We start from the raw sequence: 18,910 nt of genomic DNA on the forward strand, positions 1-18,910 counted from the left end.
CCGCACAAATTTCCTGCGCACATTTACAAAGAACGGTTTGCTCCGCGCCCGAAGGCTGAAGCCTTTGAAACATTTCGTCTCAAAGTGGTCGCACAGTATGGCAGACCTTTTGGGCCGCGTCAACATTTGGAAGTTTATTTCCATCTGATTTGATGCGTTCACTACGAAGCATTTGCCCCGAAGTGAGTTAAACATTATGACAAGAATCTGAAATACCGTCAACCGCTTTCCAGGAAAGTTAACCTGCAGTTCAGTTACCGGCCCACCGACAATCTTGAAGGAGCCACCAATACGAGCCATGCACCACTCAAGTGCTTGACGACAGGGGCACAAACAGGGAATTCTGTCCTACATACCCTTCGGAAAACCCGCTATGCGCAATGCTCTCCTGCTCGGCCTCATGTTCAACCTTGTGCTCTCGGCCACCGGCTGTGCAGAGCTTGCCGACGCGCCTTCCGTTGAGCTGAAAGGCAAACGCTACACGGTCGAACTGGCCGACACGCCGGAGCTGCGGGAGCGCGGCCTGATGTTCCGCAGGGACATGCCCGTCGACGCCGGCATGCTGTTCATCCATGACAATGAAGAGCCCTTGGCGTATTGGATGAAAAACACCTACATTCCGCTCGACATCCTCTACTTCGACAGCAAGCTTAAGCTGGTTTCCGCCCAACTGGGGGTGCCGCCCTGCGGGGACCAACTGCAATGTCCGGCCTTCCCAAGCGCCGGCCCGGCACGCTATGTGCTGGAACTGAATGCCGGACAGGCCAGCAAGCTGGGCCTGAAGCCGGGGGACCCCCTGCTTTTGAATGGCGTGCAACCCGCTCAATAATCCAAAAAAGGAGCCCCAGATGGCCATTAATGACGGACTGCCGGACTGGAATCAGCTTGCAAACCTGAAGGATACCCAACTGCCTTTGCTGGAAACCGCCCTGCTGATCGCCCGCGATGAATATCCGGAACTCGAGACCGACGCCTATCTGGCCATGGTTGACGGGTATGGCCGCCGCCTGAGCGGCTCGCTGAGCGACGGCTTGGATATTCCCTCGAAACTGACCGCCATCAACCACTTCCTCTACAAGGAACTGGGCTTTAGCGGCAACGCGATGGACTACGAAGATCCGCGCAACAGTTACTTGAATCAGGTTTTTGACCGCCGGCTGGGGATTCCGATTTCGCTGGCCGTAGTGCATATCGCCGTCATGCACCGGATTGGCCTGCCCCTCGAGGGAATTTCATTCCCCGGACATTTTTTGGTGAGGCTTCCGGTTGACGATGGCATTCTGGTGCTGGATCCGTTCAATCAGGGCCGCCCGGTCAGCATCGAAGAGTTGCGGGAGCGCGTCACTCCGCATCTGGACGGCCAGCCGCCCAGCGATTCACAGCTGTTTCAGATTCTGGCGCCCGCCAGCGTCCGTACGATTTTGATGCGGATGCTGCGCAACCTACAGACGATTTACCAACATCAAGGAGATCACGAGCGGGTCGCACGCAGTGCCGACCGGATTCTCAAGCTTTCACCCGATCTTCCGGATGCCCTGCGCGACAGGGGAATAGCCTATGCGGAAATCGGCTACCGCAAAGGCGCCGATGCGGACTTCACGCGCTACCTGCAATTACGCCCTGAAGCCGACGATGCCGATGCCGTCCGCAATCTTCTGATTGAGGGCTCGGCTTTACAGAAGCGTCTGAATTAAGCCATCACCATTTCGAAATCGGCCTTGCCGACACCGCAGTCCGGGCAGCACCAGTCTTCCGGCACGTCTTCCCATCGGGTGCCGGGCGCGATGCCTTCATCCGGCCAGCCTTCGGCCTCATGGTATTCAAATCCGCACACGATGCAGATCCAGCTGCGAAATTCCGCGTTGTCCGACATAAAAGCACCTAGAATGAAGTTCTGCCGCCATTATATTTCAGCCTGATGCCTTCCCGCTTGGAAAACCGCCGCGGCGTGTACCTGATCACGCCGGACCTGGACGACACCCACCGTCTGCTTGCCCTCTGCGAGGAACTGCTGATGCAGCCTGTGGCCCTGTTTCAGTACCGGAATAAAGACGCTCCCGCCTTCCTGAAACGCCAACAGGCCGGTGCCCTGCTGGAATGTTGCCGGAAAGTCGGGGTGCCGCTGTTGATCAACGATGACTGGCGGCTGGCCGCTGCCCTCGGTGCCGATGGCGTGCATCTGGGCAAGCATGATGATGACCCGGCAGCGGTGCGCGACGCCTTGGGAAACCAGGCGCTGATCGGCGTATCGTGCTACGACGACATGGTACGGGCACGCGCCGCGGCTGTGCTGGATGTCGATTATCTGGCCTTCGGCGCCGTGTTTCCCTCGCCGACCAAGCCCTTGGCGCCGCAGGCACCGCTGCATCTGTTCGCCGATGCCCGGAGCCTGGGCAAGCCGACAGTCGCCATCGGCGGCATAACACCCGATAATAGTGCCCAATTGCGCGATGCCGGTGCCGATTTCATTGCGGTGATTTCCGGTGTCTTCGACGCCCCGGATCCGTCCGCGGCACTCGCCACCTACCATCACTCCTTCAGCCAGGTTGACCCATGAACCACGATCAAAGCCATGCCCTGTTCCAGCAAGCCCTGCCCCTGATGCCCGGTGGCGTCAATTCGCCGGTGCGCGCCTTCAAATCGGTCGGCGGCGAACCGTTCTTCGCCAAACGCGCCGAGGGTGCCTACCTCATTGACGTGGACGGCAACCGCTACATCGACTACATCGGTTCGTGGGGCCCGATGATTGCCGGTCACGCGCACCCGGCCGTGATTGCCGCCGTGGACAGCGTCATGCGTGACGGCCTGAGTTTCGGCGTGCCGAATGCGCTGGAAGTGACCATGGCACAGACCATCACCCGCCTCGTGCCGAGCTGCGAAATGGTGCGCATGGTCAATTCCGGTACCGAAGCCACGCTGTCCGCCATCCGCTTGGCGCGCGGCGCCACAGGCCGCAACCGTATTGTGAAATTCGAGGGCTGCTATCATGGCCATGGCGACTCCTTCCTGGTCAAGGCCGGCTCGGGCATGCTCACGCTCGGCGTGCCGAATTCGCCTGGCGTGCCGAAAACCCTGGCCGACCTGACTCTGACTTTGACCTATAACGATTTCGAGGGCGCGACGCGCCTGTTCGCCGAACTCGGCGAAGACATCGCCGGCGTCATCGTCGAGCCGATCGTGGGCAATGCCAATTGCATCCTGCCGGCCGAGGGTTATCTGCAGCATCTGCGCGACCTGTGCACGCAATACGGCAGCTTGCTGATTTTCGATGAAGTGATGACCGGATTCCGGGTCGCGCTCGGTGGCGCCCAGGCGCTGTACGGCATTACCCCGGACCTCACCACCTTCGGCAAGATCATCGGTGGCGGCATGCCGGTCGGCGCCTACGGCGGACGCCGTGATCTGCTGAGCCAGATCGCACCGAGCGGTCCAATCTACCAAGCCGGCACGCTCAGCGGCAATCCAGTAGCGATGGCGGCCGGTCTGGCCACATTGAAACTGATTCAGGAACCCGGATTCTACGAGGGACTTGCCCAAAACACTCGACGACTGTGCGACGGACTCGAGGCCGCCGCCGCCGAGGTCGGCATTGCGTTCACCACCACCGGCGTCTGCGCCATGTTCGGTCTGTATTTCTGCGAAGGCCCGATCAATGGCTATGCCGATGCCATGCGCTCCGACAGCAGCCGCTTCAACCGTTTCTTCCACGGCATGCTGGAGCGGGGTGTGTATTTCGCACCCTCGGCATTCGAAGCGGGCTTTCTGTCAGCCAAGCACGGCGATGCCGAAATACAACAGACCCTGTCCGCAGCACGCGTCGTTTTCGCCGAAATCGCCGCCGCCTGATGCCGCCGAAACTGCTGCTGCTCGATCTCGACGAGGTATTGGCGGACTACAGCCACGAACGCCGCTGCCGCGCTTTGGCTGAAACCGCCGGCGTCGATGCAAAAATGATTGAGCGCGCCGTGTTCGACAGCGGTCTGGAGAATCGTTCCGACCGCGGCGAATTCGGGCTCGATGATTACATGGACCGTCTGCGCAGCGAATGGGGTCTGGATATTCCCAGCGCGGATTTCATCGCCGCCCGGCGCGCAGGAACATGCGTGCGTCAACCCCTGCTGGATATCTGCGAAAGTCTGGCGGGACAGGTGCAATTCGGCATCTTCAGCAACAACGGGCATTGGCTGGCCCAACATGCCGAACGCATCGTGCCTGAGCTGATGCCGGTGTTCCGCACACGCTTCATCTGTTCCGGCAGCATTGGACGATGCAAACCCGATCCGGAAGCCTTTCTGCTGTGCCTGCAGCGTCTGGGTTTTTCGCCAGCCTCGACCCTGTTCGTGGATGACAAAGCGGGCAATGTGGATGGTGCCCGCCAGGCTGGACTGGACGCCTTCGTCTATCAGGACGACAATCACTTCCAACAGGAACTGGCCAACCGTGGCCTGAGCACCGGAGAAACCCATGCGCTTTGAAACCCTTGCCATCCATGCCGGCGCCGAAGCCGATGCCGAAACCGGTGCGGTCGCCCCTCCGCTGCACCTGAGCACGACCTTCAAACACGGCGCCGCCGGCGAACGCCGCGCCGGCTACGAATACCAACGCGAAACCAACCCGACCCAGGATCGTCTTGAAATCTGCCTGACGGCACTGGAAGGCGGCGAGCGCGCTTTGGTTTATGCCTCGGGCATGGCGGCCATGCAGGGCTATCTGGAGTGTTTGGCCAACGGGGCGCATGTGCTGATTCCCAATGACTGTTACACCGGTCTGCGCACGCTGTTCAACGAATTCCTGCCCCAGCGGGCAATCACCGCCACCGCTTTGGACATGTCGGACCTGTCTGCAGTGCGTGCGGCGCTACGCCCGGAAACGGCGCTGATCTGGGCGGAAACCCCCTCCAATCCTTTGCTGGCCATCGCCGACATCGCGGCCTTGGCCGAGATCGCACACGCCCACGGCGCGCGCCTGGTCTGCGACAACACCTTTGCAACGCCGGCGCTTCAACAGCCGCTGGCACTCGGCGCTGATGCGGTAATGCATTCCACCACCAAATACCTCGGCGGCCACAGCGATGTCATGGGCGGCGCACTGGTATTCGCACAGGCCGATTCAGTCTATGAACAGGCCGCGCATCGCCGCCATATCACCGGCAACATCGCCTCGCCCTTCAACAGCTGGCTAATCCTGCGCGGGGCGCGTTCACTGCCGGCACGCATGGCTTGGCATTGCAGCAATGCCCGGCGTGTTGCCGAATTCCTGCAGGCGCAACCGGAAGTCTCGGCGGTGCATTATCCGGGACTATCCAGCCACCGCGGGCATGAAGTGGCCGCAAAACAGATGCGCGATTTCGGCGGCATGCTTTCGGTGCAATTCGCCGGTGGCCGCGATGCCGCTTTGCGTTTTGCCTCGCGCGTGCGGATCTTCACCAACGCCACCTCGCTCGGCGGCGTTGAATCCCTGATCGAACACCGCGCCTCAATCGAAGGACCGCATCCGGTCTCAGCGGATAATCTGATCCGCATGTCGGTCGGTCTGGAGCATCCGGACGATCTGATTGACGACCTGAAGCAGGCCCTGCTCTGACCGATTACCAGCTGCCGGTATTGGGCATCGACAGCCACGGCTCCTGCGGCGGAAGATGGCCTTCCTGCAGTAGCTCGATGGAAATCAGGTCAGGCGAACGTACGAACACCATATGCCCATCGCGCGGCGGTCGGTTGATGGTGTAGCCCATCGCCTGCAATCGCGCACAAACCGCATAAAGATCATCGACCCGGAAGGCCAGATGGCCGAAATTGCGGGAGCTGCCGTACTCGGCTTCTGGATCCCAGTTATGGGTCAGCTCGATTTCGGCTGTTGGCGTCTCATCGGCGGCAAGGAACACGAGCGTGAAACGGCCGACGCTGTTTTCCATGCGCCGGACTTCCTTCAGCCCAAGACCTTCACAGTAAAACCGCAGTGAAGCGTCCAAATCACTGACACGGACCATGGTGTGCAGGTACTTCATGGCAATCCCTTACAGAAAAAAATCGGGAAGCAGCGGCGTTCCCGGAACTACGGCGTACTGCTCGAAATCCGTAACTCCGTTTTCGCGCAACAGGTCTTCATCAATATAGAACTGGCCGGTGGCGGCACTGAACTTCTGAAGCAAAATAGCCATGGCCGCATCAGCAACGATTTCAGCGTTGCGGGCGGCGTTGGTATCCACACCGGGAATCATGTTGATGGCATCGGTTGCGATGACCGTCTTTGGCCATAGGGCATTGACAGCAACACGTCCCTTGAATTCTTCGGCCAAACCAAGGGTGACGAAGCTCATGCCCATTTTCGCCAGGGTGTAGCCAGTAAATGAACCCCACCATTTCGGATCGAGATTTGGCGGCGGCGCCAAGGTCAGAATATGTGGGTTTTCGGACTTCAGCAGATACGGCAGCGCCTTTTGCGCGCACAGAAACGTACCGCGCGAATTCACCTGGCTCATCAAATCGAAGCGTTTCATGGGTGTATCCAGAATTCCGCGCAACCAGATGGCGCTGGCATTGTTGACCAGCACATCGATGCCGCCGAAATGTTCCGCCGCCTGCGCCATGGCCGTTTCGACATTGGCCTCGTCGCGGATATCGCATTGGATGGCGAGCGCTTTACCACCGGCTGCTTCCACCTCGGCGGCGGCAGTGAAGATGGTTCCCGGCAACTTCGGATTGACGGCCGCCGATTTGGCGGCAACCACCACATTGGCACCGAGACTGCCGGCTTTACGGGCGATGGCCAGACCGATGCCGCGCGAGGCGCCGGTGATGAAAAGGGTTTTTCCCTGTAAGGACATACGACCTCCGGAATGGCGGAATATCAGGATTTCAGGGCTTTCAGACAGCGACGTGGCGCGTCTTCGAAACCACCGTTGGACATGAATACGACATGGTCACCGCGACGCACCAACGCCTTGAGCGTATCGATTAAAGCATCGACGCTGGCGACCTTATGGCCCTCACCCCGGAGTGCGGACACGACCGCCTCGGCATCCCAAGACAGTTCCGGCCGGTGCAGAAACACCACCGCATCGGCATCGGCCAGCGAGGGCGCAATCTGCGCCGAATGTGCGCCGAGACGCATTGAATTGGAACGTGGCTCCATGGCCACCACAATGCGAGCGGCACCGACCTTGGCTCGCAAGCCCTCCAAGGTAGTGGCGATGGCGGTCGGGTGATGCGCGAAATCGTCATACACCGTGACCTCGGCCGCGGTGCCGATGACTTCCATACGGCGTTTGACGCTGACGAAATCGACCAGCGCCGGAATAATATCCGGCACAGCGACGCCGACCGCATGACAGGCGGCGAAAGCCGCCAATGCGTTCATCACATTGTGACGTCCGAGCAGATTCCAGCGCACAGTGCCAAGCGCCCGACCGAGATGTTTCAGGATGAATTCAGAACCGTCGGTTTGTACCAGTTCGGCCTGCCATTCGGCCTCGGCATCGATGGCGAAACGCTCGACCGGCGTCCAGCAACCCATGGCAAGCACTTCGGACAACGCGGTATCTTCGCCGTTGACGATCAGGCGGCCTTCGCCCGGCACGATACGGACCAGATGGTGGAACTGGCGCTGGATTGCATCCAGATCCGGAAAAATATCGGCATGGTCGAATTCCAGATTGTTGAGGATGGCCACACGCGGGCCGTAGTGCACGAACTTGGAACGCTTGTCGAAGAATGCGGTGTCGTACTCATCGGCTTCAACGACGAATTCCTTTCCGGAACCAATACGTGCCGACACACCAAAGTTCTCCGGCACGCCGCCGACCAAAAAGCCCGGATCACGGCCGGCTGCTTCCAGTAGAAACGCCAGAATCGACGTGGTGGTGGTTTTACCGTGGGTTCCGGCCACCGCCAGCGTATGCCGGCCGGGAAGGACGTTTTCCGCAAGCCATTGCGCGCCGGAGCGGTAGTTGATCTGCCGGTTGAGGACATGCTCGACGGCAGGATTGCCGCGCGACAGCGCATTGCCGATGACTACGCAATCGGCATCGGCAGCGATGTCGTTGGGATCGTATCCCGAATGCAGACCAATGCCGAGCTGCTCGAGCTGGGTCGACATCGGCGGATAAACATTGGCATCCGAGCCCTGCACGCGGTGACCGAGTTCGCGCGCCAATGCCGCTACGCCGCCCATGAAGGTGCCGCAGATGCCCAGGATATGCAGATTCATGGCGGGTTTCAGCCGACTTCCGGCGTTCCGGCCAAAGCCTCGGTGATGCGGGTGAACACCTCATCGAGCGTGCCGACGCCGTTCAAATGCGCCAACTTGCCGAGGTTGCGGTAGTAATCGACCACCGGCGCGGTCTGGCTTTCATAAACACCCAGGCGCTTACGCACCGATTCCGGGCTGTCGTCGGCACGGCCTTCGGCCTTGGCACGGCCGGCCAAGCGGTCGACCAACAATTCGGTATCGACATCCAGCTGCACGGCGATGTCAATCGGCTGATTCAGTTTCATCAACAAGGCGCCGAGCGCATTGGCTTGAATTAAGTTGCGCGGATAGCCGTCGAGGATGAAGCCGTTCCCGGTATCCGGCTTGAGCAGACGCTCCTCGAGCATGCCGAGCACCACATCATCGGAAACCAGTCCCCCCGCCTCCATCACTTCCTTGGCCTGCAAGCCGAGCGGGGTCCCGGCGGCCACGGCAGCACGCAACAACTCGCCAGTGGAAATGTGCGGGACGTTCAGATATTCCTTCAATCGCGCCGCTTGGGTGCCTTTGCCCGAACCGGGGGCACCGAGAAGAACCAATCGCATAAAACCTCAGAAAGTCATTGAAATGATGGACGGGCGCCAATCGGAAAGCCGGCTGCCACGGCGAAAATTTGCCATAATGACACCCTAACCGTTGCCGTCTGTTTCGTCAATTTTAAAGGATGTTTATGTCGAAAGGCAGATTACTTTACGCCCAGTCCGGCGGCGTTACCGCCGTCATCAACGCCAGCGCCAGCGCGGTCCTTGCACAGGCGCACGCCCGAAAAATACCGGTGTATGCCGGCAAGAACGGCATTCTCGGCATTTTGCGCGAACAGATGTTCGACACAGCGGCGCTTACCTCCAGTGAAATCAAAGCGTTGGCGCACACGCCCGGCGGCGCTTTCGGTTCTTGCCGCTACAAGCTGAAATCACTCGAGCAGGATGCCGCCCAGTATCAGCGTCTATTGGATGTATTCAAGGCACATGACATCCGTTATTTCCTGTACAACGGCGGCAATGATTCGGCCGATACCGCCCTGAAAATTTCGCAGTTGGCGCAACAATCGGGCTATGAACTGACCTGCGTGGCGGTTCCGAAAACGGTCGACAACGATCTGGTCATCACCGACTGTTGCCCCGGCTTCGGTTCGGCCGCCCGCTATACCGCGGTTTCAGTCCTGGAAGCGGCCATCGATGTGGAAGCCATGGCTGAAACCTCGACCAAAGTCTTCGTCTATGAAGTCATGGGTCGCCACGCCGGTTGGCTGGCCGCTGCCGCCGGACTGGCCGGTGAGACCGCCAAAGACGCCCCGCACATCATCCTGTTCCCGGAGCGCGCCTTCGACAAAGCCGTGTTCCTCGCCAAGGTCAAGGACACCGTAGCCAAAATCGGCTATTGCGTGGTGGTGGTTTCCGAGGGCGTGAAAACGCCGGACGGCAAATTCCTGGCCCAGGCCGAGGGCAGCGTGGACGCCTTCGGCCACAGCCAGCTCGGCGGCGCCGCACCGATGCTGGCGGGCATGGTCAAGGATGCGCTCGGCATGAAAGTGCATTGGACCGTACCCGACTATCTGCAACGCTCGGCACGCCATCTGGCTTCGCAGGTCGATCTCGACCAGGCCATGGCGGTCGGCAAGGCCGCGGTCGAGCTGGCGCTTTCCGGCAACAACGGCGTGATGCCGGCCATCATCCGCACCTCCGATGCGCCCTACCGGTGGCACATCGATCCGGTGCCGCTGAGCCGCATTGCCAATGTCGAGAAAAAGATGCCGGATGCGTTCATCCGCAAAGATGGCTTCGGAATCACCGCCGCCTGCCGCCGTTACCTGTCGCCGTTGATTCAGGGCCAAGCCGCGGTCCCGCTCGGGAAAAACGGCCTGCCACTGCATTTCAAGCCGAAACTGCCCTTGGTGAAGAAAAAGCTGAAGGCGTGGGTGAAATAGGCGGACCCCATATTCATTCAGCCCTAGTTAAGTTTCCCGGGCTCTGGCATACTCTTGGGGCGGCGGCAAAGACCGCCCGATCCTTCATGAATAAGGGAGTATGGAATGTTAGCGCAATACGGATTGGAACTCGCTCTGGCCTGTGCGGCCTTGGCCATCATTTACGGGCTTTACACTACTAGCTGGATCCTCAAACAGGATGCCGGCAACGATAAAATGCAGGCCATCGCGGCCGCCATCCAGGAGGGCGCAGGCGCCTACCTGCGGCGCCAGTACCGCACCATCGCCATCGTCGGCGTCATTCTTTTCCTGGTGATCGGTCTCGTGCCGCAGCTGGGCTGGTCCACCGCCGTCGGCTTCGCCATCGGCGCCGTGCTCTCGGGCGTGGCCGGCTTCATCGGCATGTTCGTTTCCGTGCGCGCCAATGTGCGCACCGCACAGGCCGCTACCCGCAGCCTGAATGATGCCCTCAACGTCAGCTTCAAGGGCGGTGCCATCACCGGCATGCTGGTGGTCGGTCTCGGTCTGCTGGGCGTGGCCGGTTACTTCATGCTGATCAAATCCGGCGGCGAACAGACCGCCGATACGGTCAAGGCTGCGATGCAGCCGATGATTGGTTTGGCCTTCGGTAGCTCGTTGATTTCCATCTTCGCCCGTCTGGGTGGCGGCATCTTCACCAAGGGGGCCGACGTCGGCGCCGACCTGGTGGGTAAAGTCGAAGCCGGTATTCCGGAAGATGACCCGCGCAACCCAGCCGTCATCGCCGATAACGTCGGTGACAACGTCGGTGATTGCGCCGGTATGGCCGCCGACCTGTTCGAAACCTACGCCGTGACCATCATCGCCGCCATGCTCATCGCCGGCATTTTCTTCGCCGACTACGGCTGGAATGGCGTGATGTATCCGCTGGTGCTGGGTGCGGTCTCGATTATCGCGTCCATCGTCGGCACCTTCTTCGTGAAGACCCGCGACGGCGGCAAAATTATGAATGCGCTGTACCGCGGCCTTGGCGTTTCCGGCCTATTGGCGGCCGTCGCATTCTATTTCGTGACGGACTCCATGTTCAGCCTGGAACACTCCAACGGCATCTTCTGGTCCGCACTGATCGGCCTTGGACTCACCGCCGCGCTGGTGGTGATCACCGAATACTACACCGCGACCGAATTCGCACCGGTGCAAGACGTGGCCAAAGCCTCCGAGACCGGCCACGGCACCAATGTCATCGCCGGTCTGGCGGTGTCGATGAAATCGACTGCCGCTCCGGTGCTGGCTGTAGCCGCTTCGATTTACGGCTGCTACCACCTCGCCGGCCTTTACGGCGTGGCCGTGGCCGCCACCGCCATGCTGTCAATGGCGGGCATGATCGTCGCGCTGGATGCCTACGGTCCGATTACCGATAACGCCGGCGGCATCGCCGAAATGTCGGGCATGGATAAGGAAATCCGGGTCACCACCGATGCTCTGGACGCCGTCGGCAACACCACCAAAGCCGTCACCAAGGGTTATGCCATCGGTTCGGCCGGCCTGGCCGCACTGGTTCTGTTCGCCGATTACTCGCACAAGCTGGCCGAACGCGGCGAAGGCTTCGCACCGGTCAACTTCTCCATCGACAACCCGCAGGTGGTCATCGGCCTGCTGATCGGCGGCATGATTCCCTATCTGTTCGGTGCCATGGCCATGCAGGCCGTGGGCCGCGCCGCCGGCGCGGTGGTCGAGGAAGTGCGTCGCCAGTTCCGCGAGATTCCGGGCATCATGGAAGGTACCGGCAAGCCGCAGTACGACAAAGCCGTCGATTTGCTGACCAAATCCGCCATCCGCGAAATGATCGTGCCCTCGCTGCTGCCGTTGCTGATTCCGGTCGTGGTCGGCATGACCCTCGGCGCCGATGCCCTCGGCGGCCTGCTGATGGGTACTATCGTGACCGGCCTGTTCGTGGCCATCTCGATGTGTACCGGCGGCGGTGCTTGGGATAACGCCAAGAAGTACATCGAAGAAGGCCATCATGGCGGCAAAGGTTCCGAGGCCCACAAGGCTGCGGTCACCGGAGACACCGTCGGCGATCCTTACAAGGACACCGCCGGCCCGGCCATCAACCCGCTGATCAAGATCATCAACATCGTGGCCCTGTTGCTGATTCCGTTCCTGGCCTGATCAGGCCCTATCCGTTTGATGAAAAACCCCGCCTCGGCGGGGTTTTTCATGAAGGGTTCACCCACTCCTGGTGACGCTACGCCATACTGTGCCGATGGAGTCCACGCCACCCGCACAATCCGCACCCGCCCATGATGGCCCTCTGCATGCCGCATTAATCCATCTACTGGACGGCTATCGCGGAAGACATATCCATTTGAGCGACCTGCTGAACGCTATGGGTCAACGTGGCTTCGGATTTGTTTACATCCTGTTCGGAATGTTGGCCGCCGCACTACCCACCGGCCTGTGTTCGGTGATGGCCGTCCCGATTCTGCTGTTCTCCGCACAACAGGCACTCGGCCGACATCGGCCGACCATGCCGAAACGTTTCGATGGCAAGCAATTCTCGGCCGATACCGTTCAGGCCGGTATCCAAAGCAAAGAAAAATGGCTACTGCGATTGGAGCGTTTCGCCAAACCGCGCTGGCACGTATTGACCGGATCTGCCGTGAACCGGATTGCCGCGGTCTGCTGTTTCATTCTGGCCTCGGTGATTTTGCTGCCTGGACCGTTCACCAACGTGCCGCCAGGGATTGCCATCGCCCTTTTCGGTTTCGCCATGGTCGAGCGCGACGGGCTGCTGATGCTGATTTCCTTCATTGCCGGAATAATCGGCTTCATCATAGGCCTGTCGGCGGTCATTGCTACCGTACTGTTGATCGGACGCTGGATTGCGCAGAGCGGCGGTTTTCCCGGCGCTTAAACATCCGGTTTTTGCTAAAGTGTCTGTCCCGGAACAATCTATTCTTAGGAATGCCACATGATCGGTTATGCCCTTTTGGGTACCAACGATTTACCCCGTGCCGCCGCCTTTTATGATGCTTTGTTGGCTGAAATTGGAGCCACTCGTTTCATGGAATCCGATCGCTTCATCGCTTGGGCAGTAAGCTCGGAAGCACCCAGTCTCGGAATCTGTCTGCCATTCGACGGAAAGCCGGCCACCGTTGGCAATGGCAGCATGGTGGCGCTGGCATTGGATAGCAATGAAAAAGTCGATCGCCTGTATGCCAAAGCCCTCGCGCTCGGTGGCACCGACGACGGCCCGGCGGGGCCGCGAGGCATGAGCGGATTCTATGCTGGATACTTCCGCGATCTCGATGGCAACAAACTGAACGTGTTCTGCTACAGTCCGGGCTGATTGCGATCCGCCAGATGAAAAAGGCGCCGGAAGGCGCCTTTTTTGGTTCAATCGCCGGGGTTCAGGCGGCCGTGGCCATCTGATAGAGCTCGTCCTTCAGTTTCAGACGCTGCTGCTTGAGTTCGTGCAGAGTTTCATCATTCAATGGCTCGATTTTTTCCTCATCGCGGATGATGCGCTGGTCGATGGCATCATGCTCGGCAAGCAAGCGTGCAAAATGGTGATTGCTGACCTTAAGCGCATGGATTTTCTCGCTGAGCTCCGGAAATTCGATAGCGAGGGAATGCGAAAGCATGGACGACTGCATGAAAAACTCCTTGTTGTAGGTACTGATGGAGCCAGTTTACCGCAAATTCGGCCACACCCCTTGATTGAGGTCAAGCCACCGGCATAGCCAGCCATCCCGGCATAGCAACCCCTGGACACATCGGCCCTGTTGAGTGAATATTCAGTCCGTCTGCGGTATGATGCACGCCTTGAAACTGAAGGAGTAAGCCATGGGCCTGGATCTGGTGCAGACCGGTAAAGACGTTCCGAATGAAGTGAATGTCATCATCGAAATCCCGAAAGACGCCGAGCCGGTGAAATACGAGGTGGACAAAGCCACCGGTGCCATCTTCGTCGACCGCATCCTGTCGACGCCGATGCGCTACCCCTGCAATTACGGTTACATTCCACACACCCTGTGCGGCGATGGCGATCCGGCCGATGTGCTGGTCATTCTGCCGCTGCCGTTGGTCCCGGGCTCGGTCATCCGCTGCCGCCCCGTCGGCGTCCTGCGCATGAAGGACGAAGCCGGGTCCGACGAGAAGCTAGTGGCGGTGCCGATCGACAAGGTATTCGACGGCTACTCCCACATCAATGACATCGGCCAGGTGTCGCAGCACTGGCTCGACCGCATCGGCCATTTCTTCGAGCACTACAAGGACCTTGAAAAAGACAAATGGGTCAAACTCGACGGATGGGGCGACGCAGAGGAAGCCAAACGCATCATTCTTGAATCGGTGACCCGCTTCGAGGAAGCGCCGGAAAAACCGAATTTCTAAGTCTGAAAAAACCGCCGGAAGGCGGTTTTTTTCAGCCCAGCGTACTAGAATGAAGTCATGAGAACCTCAATCGACCCAGAAAGCAGCTCGGCTCTCGGCGCGTTGCTCCGGCGCGAATATCCGCTGGTGCTCAGCATGCTGAGCATGCTGTTGTTCGCTAAGTACGGCAATGTCTGGCTTTCGAACCTGCATGATCCGCTTTGGTTCGCAGGCATGCTCGGCTGGCTGCTAACGGTCATCCTGATGTCGGCTTTCGCAATTGTCCGTCATGCCGAAAGCCTTGCCGAACTGCTCGGGGAGCCCTTCGGTACGCTCGTGCTCACGCTCTCGATCATCGGCGTGGAAGTACTCATGATTTCTGCAGTGATGCTTTCGGGTGACGGCAACCCGACTATGGCGCGGGATACCATGTTCTCAGTGGTGATGATTCTACTCGGTGGCATCGCTGGTGTTTCATTATTAGTTGGCGGCCTCAAGCACCACGAACAAAGTTACAACCTCGAGGGCGCCAGGACTTTCCTCGCACTGATTATTCCACTGGCCGTGCTCGGGCTGATCCTGCCCAATTTCACCACCAGCACCTCAGCCGGCACGCTATCCGCATTCCAGAGCATTTTCCTGAGTGCGATGTCGCTTGGTATCTACGGAATTTTTCTCGGTGTACAGACCAGTCGGCACAGCGATTACTTCACAGCGCCAGCGGAAACCCACCGGCGCGAGGATGACCTGATTCATGGCCATCATGAGACTCGCTCCACCACCTACCATGCCATTTTCCTGCTGCTGTACATCCTGCCGATGGTCTTGCTAGCCAAGAAACTCGCGCTGCCGCTGGAGTACGGCACCGATGTGCTCGGGGCACCGGATGTACTCAACGGCTTCGTGGTGGCCTTGCTGATTCTCGCCCCAGAGGCGATGAGTGCGGTCAAAGCCGCGCTCAACAACCAGCTGCAGCGCGCCGTCAACATCCTGCTGGGCTCGGTGTTGGCGACCATCGGCCTGACCGTTCCGGCCGTTTTGATGATTGGACTAGTGACCGAGAGCACTATCATGCTCGGCCTGAGTCCGGTTAACACCATTTTGCTTGCGCTGCTGCTTTCAGTCAGCACAATTACTTTTTCGAATAGTCGTACCAATGCCATGCTGGGGGCCGTGCATATCCTGATGTTCGCCGCCTATCTGATGCTGATGTTCGATGCCTAGGGAATACAACCAAACCGCTGCTTGCCTCTTGGGGTTTGAAGACCTAATCTGGAATTGACTTACATAGCGAGACTGATGCCATGGCCCGCCAATCCAAATTCCGCGCCTGCCCCCTGTGCGAAGCCATCTGCGGCCTCGAGCTGCAGTACGAAGACGGCCGGCTTGCGGCCATTCGCGGTGACGACGCCGATCCGTTCAGCCGCGGTCACATCTGTCCGAAGGGCAATGCCATTCTCGATCTGGAAAACGATCCCGACCGCCTTCGCCGTCCGATGCGGCGCGAGAACGGGCAATGGCATGAAATCGGCTGGGACGAGGCCTTTGCTTTTGCCGGTGAACGACTGGCTGCCATTCAAGCCGAACACGGTGCCGCCGCTATCGGCACCTATCTCGGCAATCCGAACGTGCACCATTTCGGACACATCGCCTATTTGCCATCCCTGCTCAAACTGATCCGCAGCCCGAATGTATTCAGCGCATCCTCGGTCGACCAATGGCCGCACCAGCTGGTCAACGCGCAGATGTACGGCCATCAATTTCTGCTGCCGATTCCGGACATCGATCATACCGATTATTTCCTGATGCTCGGCGCCAATCCAATCGCCTCCAACGGTAGCCTGATGACGGTTCCAGACGTGCGGGCACGCATCAAGGCGCTGACGGCACGTGGCAAGTTGGTGGTCATCGATCCTCGTCGCACCGAAACCGCCGAGCTCGCCAGCGAACATCATTTCATTACCCCTGCCGCCGACGTCTATTTCCTGGTGGCTTTCCTGCAGGCGTTGCAGGCGCACGGGATGCCTCGCTTGGCGGCCTACTCCGGTCAATTGCAGGGCTTCGAGGCCGCAATGGCAGTTATCGGCGCCTTCAACGTGCCCGAAGTCCAAGCACGGACCGGCATTCCGGCCGAATCCATCACCCGCATGGCGTCCGAGTTCTACCACGCAGAACGCGCCGTCGCCTACGGCCGCATGGGTGTCTCGGTACAAGCGCATGGCAGCCTGTGCCAATGGCTGCTGCAACTGATCAATCTGTATACCGGTAATTTGGATAAACCCGGCGGAGCGCTGGTGAATGATGCGGTACTGCCGATTACCGGCCCCGGCACCTCGCCCGGCGCGCGCGGTCGTTGGCACAGCCGCGTGCGCAAACTGCCGGAATTCGCCGGCGAGCTGCCGGTATCGGCCCTGTGCGAGGAAATCAGCACGCCCGGCACGGGAGAGATCCGCGCACTGATTACCAGCGCCGGCAATCCGGTGCTGTCCACGCCCGACGGCGTTGCCTTGGATGCGGCACTGTCTGGGCTGGATTTCATGCTCAGTATCGATATCTACATCAATGAAAGCACACGCCATGCCGATCTGATTCTGCCACCGGCATCCTTCCTGACCCAAGACCATTACGATTCGGTATTCAATGCCTTTGCCGTGCGCCGGGTGGCGCGCCTGAACAAACCCGTGCAGGAACGCGCGCCGGAAGAGCGCGCCGACTGGGAAATCATCAACGGTCTCGGCGCCGCCTTCGCGGCTGCCAGCGGACGCGAATGGCGGACGCTGCCGCCGCCGAAAGCACTCATCGCCGCCGGGCTGGCGCGTGGCAGCTCCGGTCTGAGCATGGCCGAACTGGAGGCCGCCGAACACGGACTCGACCTCGGACCACTGCGGCCCGGCCTGCTGGCACGCCTTGAAACCGCAAGCGCCTGCATCGAAGCGGCGCCTCTGCTGTTCATGAAAGCACTGGCTGACTTGGCGGCAGTGCCGATGCAGCCGCCGGCCGAAGACGCCCTGTTGCTCATTGGCCGACGCGACATCCGCAGCAACAATTCCTGGATGCACAATGCGCCGCGGTTGGTGAAGGGGCCAACACGGCATGAGCTGTGGATGCATGCCGATGATCTGGATCGGCGCAAACTGAGCGATGGCTACACGGTGCGGGTACGCTCGCAGAACGGCAGCATCGCCGTTGCGGTCAAGGTCAGCGATGCCGTTCGTCCCGGCGTGGTGTGCCTGCCGCATGGCTTCGGTCACCAACGTGTTGGCCTTCAATTGCGCCGTGCCGAGGCCTTGACCGGCCCCAGCTACAACGACCTCACCGGCCGGACCGCACTTGATGGGCCGTCCGGAAACGCCGCGCTGAATGGCGTCCCGGTCTGGGTGGAAGCCCTTTGAGCCCAGAAGTGCAGTACACCGGATGCACTTCTCGTGTTGACATACATCACTACGGAAATCCGGCCGGGGTGGCCGGATTGATTTGAGTCAAAACGCTTCACAGGGAGCGTGCCTATCCTGTTTTCATGAGCCCGGTGCAACGCGCCGGCTATTGGAAATTGAGTACGTCCTATCCCCTCTTGCCCGCCGTCATGGCGGGATTTTTTTGGCACATGCAGGGACAAATTTCACATTTCCGCCACAAGCGCGGATACCGAATCCGTAAGATGGAAAGTGTATTAGGGTGCGGCACGTATTCCATGTGCTGTCCTTCCAAAGGGAATTCCTATGCTGACCATGCTTCTTCTGATTAGCGGCTACCGCCTCCGTGCACTGCTGAAGCCCGGGCCCACCAACGAACTGGAAGCCTGATCATGCGTACCCATACGCTGATAGTGGTGCTGCTTGCTCTGACCGGCTGCGGACAGGTGTCGGACAGGCCCTCGGATCCTCGCACTTCCGCCGAGGATTTCCGGGCCTATTACTTCCGGGACCATGCGCCCGGTATGCCGAGCCGTGTCGAAATGGAAAAATTGGCACCGCTGCTGACCCGGGAATTCCGGGCACAGTTTGAGGCCGCCATCCAAGCGCATGAATGCCATCTGGCGAAAGTGGGCAACAGTGAGCCCCCGTTGGTGCAGGGCGATCTGCTCACCTCGCTGTTTGAAGGCGCAAGCAGCGGCGGTGTTGGAAAAATCACGACGGAAACATCCCATGCGATTGCCGAAATGCATTGGAGCTACGGGACTTCGGAGCTCAATGCCAAACCGGTCAACTGGACCGACGCCCTTCTGTTGGCACGCGAAGACGACCACTGGCGGGTCGCCGACATCGAGTTGCGGGGGCAATGGGATTTCGCACAGAAAGGTCTACTCTCGGAACGCCTGACCGCCTTGGCCGAAACCTGCCGCTGATTCATACCGAATCACTCAAGACATCCCATGCA

The 18,910-nt window shown here is 59.7% G+C and carries 20 protein-coding genes; 14 read left to right on the plus strand and 6 right to left on the minus strand.

Going from position 1 to position 18,910, the window contains the following annotated elements; all coding sequences use genetic code 11:
* Positions 1–373 precede the first annotated feature (373 nt).
* Positions 374–829 (plus strand): DUF192 domain-containing protein, encoded by a 456-nt coding sequence (locus tag ACIQ1A_RS07395; protein ID WP_395770422.1) that lies wholly within the window; start codon positions 374–376, stop codon positions 827–829.
* A gap of 19 nt (positions 830–848) precedes the next feature.
* Positions 849–1,694: a SirB1 family protein gene (locus ACIQ1A_RS07400; protein ID WP_395770423.1), complete on the plus strand. Its 846-nt coding sequence runs from the start codon at positions 849–851 to the stop codon at positions 1,692–1,694.
* Here the strand turns inward: ACIQ1A_RS07400 and ACIQ1A_RS07405 are convergent.
* Positions 1,691–1,873: a rubredoxin gene (locus ACIQ1A_RS07405; RefSeq protein ID WP_395770424.1), complete on the minus strand. Its 183-nt coding sequence runs from the start codon at positions 1,871–1,873 to the stop codon at positions 1,691–1,693. The genes ACIQ1A_RS07400 and ACIQ1A_RS07405 overlap by 4 nt on opposite strands.
* Before the next feature lie 45 nt (positions 1,874–1,918).
* Here ACIQ1A_RS07405 and thiE point away from each other — a divergent pair, with 45 nt between their 5' ends.
* The 4 genes from thiE to ACIQ1A_RS07425 are packed head-to-tail and all read left to right on the plus strand — an operon-like array spanning position 1,919 to position 5,583.
* The gene (gene thiE / locus ACIQ1A_RS07410; RefSeq protein WP_395770425.1) at positions 1,919–2,557 is read left to right on the plus strand and encodes a thiamine phosphate synthase; all 639 of its coding nucleotides are present in this window, start codon (positions 1,919–1,921) and stop codon (positions 2,555–2,557) included.
* Positions 2,554–3,846, plus strand: a complete 1,293-nt coding sequence (gene hemL / locus ACIQ1A_RS07415) for a glutamate-1-semialdehyde 2,1-aminomutase (RefSeq protein WP_395770426.1) — start codon at positions 2,554–2,556, stop codon at positions 3,844–3,846. Before thiE ends, hemL begins: the two co-directional genes overlap by 4 nt.
* Complete coding sequence (locus ACIQ1A_RS07420; RefSeq protein WP_395770427.1) at positions 3,846–4,475, plus strand: HAD-IA family hydrolase; 630 nt, start codon at positions 3,846–3,848, stop codon at positions 4,473–4,475. Before hemL ends, ACIQ1A_RS07420 begins: the two co-directional genes overlap by 1 nt.
* The gene (locus ACIQ1A_RS07425; RefSeq protein WP_395770428.1) at positions 4,465–5,583 is read left to right on the plus strand and encodes a trans-sulfuration enzyme family protein; all 1,119 of its coding nucleotides are present in this window, start codon (positions 4,465–4,467) and stop codon (positions 5,581–5,583) included. Before ACIQ1A_RS07420 ends, ACIQ1A_RS07425 begins: the two co-directional genes overlap by 11 nt.
* Before the next feature lie 4 nt (positions 5,584–5,587).
* On the opposite strand, the gene ACIQ1A_RS07430 is transcribed toward ACIQ1A_RS07425, so the two are convergent.
* From ACIQ1A_RS07430 to ACIQ1A_RS07445, 4 genes are read right to left on the minus strand one after another with little or no spacing between them, the layout of a single operon-like run.
* Entirely contained in the window at positions 5,588–6,007 is a 420-nt protein-coding gene (locus ACIQ1A_RS07430) for a VOC family protein (protein ID WP_395770429.1), read from the minus strand.
* Between the two features lie 9 nt (positions 6,008–6,016).
* Entirely contained in the window at positions 6,017–6,826 is an 810-nt protein-coding gene (locus ACIQ1A_RS07435) for an SDR family oxidoreductase (RefSeq protein ID WP_395770430.1), read from the minus strand.
* A gap of 23 nt (positions 6,827–6,849) precedes the next feature.
* The gene (gene mpl, locus ACIQ1A_RS07440; protein WP_395770431.1) at positions 6,850–8,208 is read right to left on the minus strand and encodes a UDP-N-acetylmuramate:L-alanyl-gamma-D-glutamyl-meso-diaminopimelate ligase; all 1,359 of its coding nucleotides are present in this window, start codon (positions 8,206–8,208) and stop codon (positions 6,850–6,852) included.
* 8 nt (positions 8,209–8,216) lie between these two features.
* Positions 8,217–8,795 carry an adenylate kinase gene (locus tag ACIQ1A_RS07445; RefSeq protein ID WP_395770432.1) on the minus strand — a complete coding sequence of 193 codons (579 nt, stop codon included), beginning with the start codon at positions 8,793–8,795 and terminating at the stop codon, positions 8,217–8,219.
* A 125-nt stretch (positions 8,796–8,920) separates the two neighbouring features.
* Here ACIQ1A_RS07445 and ACIQ1A_RS07450 point away from each other — a divergent pair, with 125 nt between their 5' ends.
* From ACIQ1A_RS07450 to ACIQ1A_RS07465, 4 genes are all read left to right on the plus strand, one after another.
* On the plus strand, positions 8,921–10,177 hold the full coding sequence (locus tag ACIQ1A_RS07450; RefSeq protein WP_395770433.1) for a 6-phosphofructokinase: 1,257 nt from the start codon (positions 8,921–8,923) through the stop codon (positions 10,175–10,177).
* 105 nt (positions 10,178–10,282) lie between these two features.
* Positions 10,283–12,328 (plus strand): sodium-translocating pyrophosphatase, encoded by a 2,046-nt coding sequence (locus ACIQ1A_RS07455; protein ID WP_395770434.1) that lies wholly within the window; start codon positions 10,283–10,285, stop codon positions 12,326–12,328.
* A gap of 70 nt (positions 12,329–12,398) precedes the next feature.
* The gene (locus ACIQ1A_RS07460) at positions 12,399–13,073 is read left to right on the plus strand and encodes an exopolysaccharide biosynthesis protein (RefSeq protein ID WP_395770435.1); all 675 of its coding nucleotides are present in this window, start codon (positions 12,399–12,401) and stop codon (positions 13,071–13,073) included.
* 57 nt (positions 13,074–13,130) lie between these two features.
* Positions 13,131–13,508 (plus strand): VOC family protein, encoded by a 378-nt coding sequence (locus tag ACIQ1A_RS07465; RefSeq protein WP_395770436.1) that lies wholly within the window; start codon positions 13,131–13,133, stop codon positions 13,506–13,508.
* 61 nt (positions 13,509–13,569) lie between these two features.
* Here the strand turns inward: ACIQ1A_RS07465 and ACIQ1A_RS07470 are convergent, their stop codons facing one another.
* Positions 13,570–13,815, minus strand: coding sequence for a YdcH family protein (locus ACIQ1A_RS07470; protein ID WP_395770437.1), 246 nt, complete (start codon positions 13,813–13,815; stop codon positions 13,570–13,572).
* Positions 13,816–14,005: 190 nt separating this feature from the next.
* On the opposite strand from ACIQ1A_RS07470, the gene ppa reads away from it, so the two are divergent.
* From ppa to ACIQ1A_RS07490, 4 genes are all read left to right on the plus strand, one after another.
* Entirely contained in the window at positions 14,006–14,554 is a 549-nt protein-coding gene (gene ppa, locus ACIQ1A_RS07475) for an inorganic diphosphatase (RefSeq protein ID WP_395770438.1), read from the plus strand.
* A 57-nt stretch (positions 14,555–14,611) separates the two neighbouring features.
* Positions 14,612–15,757 (plus strand): calcium:proton antiporter, encoded by a 1,146-nt coding sequence (locus ACIQ1A_RS07480; RefSeq protein WP_395770439.1) that lies wholly within the window; start codon positions 14,612–14,614, stop codon positions 15,755–15,757.
* 80 nt (positions 15,758–15,837) lie between these two features.
* Positions 15,838–17,925: a molybdopterin-dependent oxidoreductase gene (locus ACIQ1A_RS07485; RefSeq protein WP_395770440.1), complete on the plus strand. Its 2,088-nt coding sequence runs from the start codon at positions 15,838–15,840 to the stop codon at positions 17,923–17,925.
* 413 nt (positions 17,926–18,338) lie between these two features.
* Positions 18,339–18,878, plus strand: coding sequence for a hypothetical protein (locus tag ACIQ1A_RS07490; protein ID WP_395770441.1), 540 nt, complete (start codon positions 18,339–18,341; stop codon positions 18,876–18,878).
* The last annotated feature ends 32 nt before the right edge of the window (positions 18,879–18,910 follow it).

The sequence above is a fragment of the Arenimonas sp. genome, assembly GCF_044353605.1.
Lineage (GTDB): Bacteria > Pseudomonadota > Gammaproteobacteria > Xanthomonadales > Xanthomonadaceae > Arenimonas.

Bases quoted from the DNA above. Each gene is read 5' to 3' on its own strand.
- ACIQ1A_RS07395 (WP_395770422.1), top strand. From the start codon at position 374: ATGCGCAATGCTCTCCTGCTCGGCCTCATGTTCAACCTTGTGCTCTCG.
- ACIQ1A_RS07400 (WP_395770423.1), top strand. From the start codon at position 849: ATGGCCATTAATGACGGACTGCCGGACTGGAATCAGCTTGCAAACCTG.
- ACIQ1A_RS07405 (WP_395770424.1), bottom strand. From the start codon at position 1,873: ATGTCGGACAACGCGGAATTTCGCAGCTGGATCTGCATCGTGTGCGGA.
- thiE (WP_395770425.1), top strand. From the start codon at position 1,919: ATGCCTTCCCGCTTGGAAAACCGCCGCGGCGTGTACCTGATCACGCCG.
- hemL (WP_395770426.1), top strand. From the start codon at position 2,554: ATGAACCACGATCAAAGCCATGCCCTGTTCCAGCAAGCCCTGCCCCTG.
- ACIQ1A_RS07420 (WP_395770427.1), top strand. From the start codon at position 3,846: ATGCCGCCGAAACTGCTGCTGCTCGATCTCGACGAGGTATTGGCGGAC.
- ACIQ1A_RS07425 (WP_395770428.1), top strand. From the start codon at position 4,465: ATGCGCTTTGAAACCCTTGCCATCCATGCCGGCGCCGAAGCCGATGCC.
- ACIQ1A_RS07430 (WP_395770429.1), bottom strand. From the start codon at position 6,007: ATGAAGTACCTGCACACCATGGTCCGTGTCAGTGATTTGGACGCTTCA.
- ACIQ1A_RS07435 (WP_395770430.1), bottom strand. From the start codon at position 6,826: ATGTCCTTACAGGGAAAAACCCTTTTCATCACCGGCGCCTCGCGCGGC.
- mpl (WP_395770431.1), bottom strand. From the start codon at position 8,208: ATGAATCTGCATATCCTGGGCATCTGCGGCACCTTCATGGGCGGCGTA.
- ACIQ1A_RS07445 (WP_395770432.1), bottom strand. From the start codon at position 8,795: ATGCGATTGGTTCTTCTCGGTGCCCCCGGTTCGGGCAAAGGCACCCAA.
- ACIQ1A_RS07450 (WP_395770433.1), top strand. From the start codon at position 8,921: ATGTCGAAAGGCAGATTACTTTACGCCCAGTCCGGCGGCGTTACCGCC.
- ACIQ1A_RS07455 (WP_395770434.1), top strand. From the start codon at position 10,283: ATGTTAGCGCAATACGGATTGGAACTCGCTCTGGCCTGTGCGGCCTTG.
- ACIQ1A_RS07465 (WP_395770436.1), top strand. From the start codon at position 13,131: ATGATCGGTTATGCCCTTTTGGGTACCAACGATTTACCCCGTGCCGCC.
- ACIQ1A_RS07470 (WP_395770437.1), bottom strand. From the start codon at position 13,815: ATGCAGTCGTCCATGCTTTCGCATTCCCTCGCTATCGAATTTCCGGAG.
- ppa (WP_395770438.1), top strand. From the start codon at position 14,006: ATGGGCCTGGATCTGGTGCAGACCGGTAAAGACGTTCCGAATGAAGTG.
- ACIQ1A_RS07480 (WP_395770439.1), top strand. From the start codon at position 14,612: ATGAGAACCTCAATCGACCCAGAAAGCAGCTCGGCTCTCGGCGCGTTG.
- ACIQ1A_RS07485 (WP_395770440.1), top strand. From the start codon at position 15,838: ATGGCCCGCCAATCCAAATTCCGCGCCTGCCCCCTGTGCGAAGCCATC.
- ACIQ1A_RS07490 (WP_395770441.1), top strand. From the start codon at position 18,339: ATGCGTACCCATACGCTGATAGTGGTGCTGCTTGCTCTGACCGGCTGC.